Origin of the sequence: Streptomyces nanshensis, assembly GCF_001751255.1 — a bacterium.
Lineage (GTDB): Bacteria > Actinomycetota > Actinomycetes > Streptomycetales > Streptomycetaceae > Streptomyces > Streptomyces nanshensis_A.
On sequence record NZ_LJGW01000152.1, the window covers coordinates 278 to 1,346 of the forward strand.

General features: G+C 77.0%; 1 protein-coding gene and 1 pseudogene. One reads left to right on the top strand and one right to left on the bottom strand.

All coding sequences use genetic code 11. The features are described from left to right. A pseudogene (locus AN218_RS09250) lies at positions 1 to 393 on the top strand (hypothetical protein); the annotation flags it as partial. 27 nt (positions 394 to 420) lie between these two features. Here the strand turns inward: AN218_RS09250 and AN218_RS09255 are convergent. Further along, on the bottom strand, positions 421 to 960 hold the full coding sequence (locus AN218_RS09255) for a hypothetical protein (protein WP_070016288.1): 540 nt from the start codon (positions 958 to 960) through the stop codon (positions 421 to 423). Between the last annotated feature and the right edge of the window lie 109 nt (positions 961 to 1,069).

Genomic DNA, 1,069 nt, shown 5'->3' on the forward strand with positions numbered 1-1,069 from the left:
CTGGGCTCCGGGCCCGACAGCTTCCGTGAGCTGAGCGCCACGGCGCGCGGCACGCACGCCGGTACGACCCGGGCCGCGGTCACCGGACAGGACGTCGAGGAGAGCGGACGGGAACCGGGGACCCCGCGGCCCGACGGCAAGCCGCACTCCGCCCCGTTCCAGGTCGCCGCCGAGCAGGGGCTGCCGGGGCTGGCGCTGCTCGCGGCGGCGTTCGGCTGGCTGCTGCTGGCGCTGCGGGTCTCGCCCCGGCCCACGCCCGTCGTCCTCACGGCCGGTGCGGCGCTCGCGGCGCTGGCCGCACTGGCGGCGATAGGCAACGCCCTGAGCTTCACCCGGGTCACGGCGGGCGCGGGGCTGCTGGCGGGCATCGCCTGTGCGCGGAGGCTCAGTTGACGGCGTGGCTCAGCCGAGAAGGGAAGCTCAGTCGAGGGGCGCGTCCCGCTCCAGATGCCGGCGGATGGCACGTACCGCCGCCTCCGCGCCGTCCACGGTGACGGTGAAGCGCTGCCCGTCCGCGAGCCGCAGCAGCACGCCCTCTCCGCGCCGTACGACGAGCGCCGTGCCCCGCCCTGGGCGCCACCGGTAGCCCCAGCCGCCCCAGTGCCGGGGGGTGACGTCGCGTACGACCTCCGCGGAGCGCACCTCCCCGAGCGGGATGCGCCGCCGCGGCACCCCCGCGTGCCCGCAGCGCACATCGAGGGCGGTGCTGTCGATCGTCACGCGTACATGGACGAAGGCGAGGGTGCCGAAAAGGCCCAGCAGCCCGGCGGCGAAACAGCCGACGACGGCCATGACCAGCGGCGCGCTGTCCAGATTCCACGAGGCGTGCGTCCCCAGTACGGCGCCCAGCGCGGCGCATCCGGCGCCCAGCGGTGCCAGCAGCCACTGGAGACGGTTGGTGGCGCCGCCCCGCCAGGCACCGACGGCTTCCTGCGCGGCGGCTTCCGGACGGTGGCCCATGCAGCGCAGGGTACGCGCGGGCGCCGCGCGCGGCCCCCTTCAGCGGGCGGGCGTCGCGCTGGTGGCGCCGGAGAGCAGACGGCCCTCGGCGTAGGTGGCGGCCGCCGCG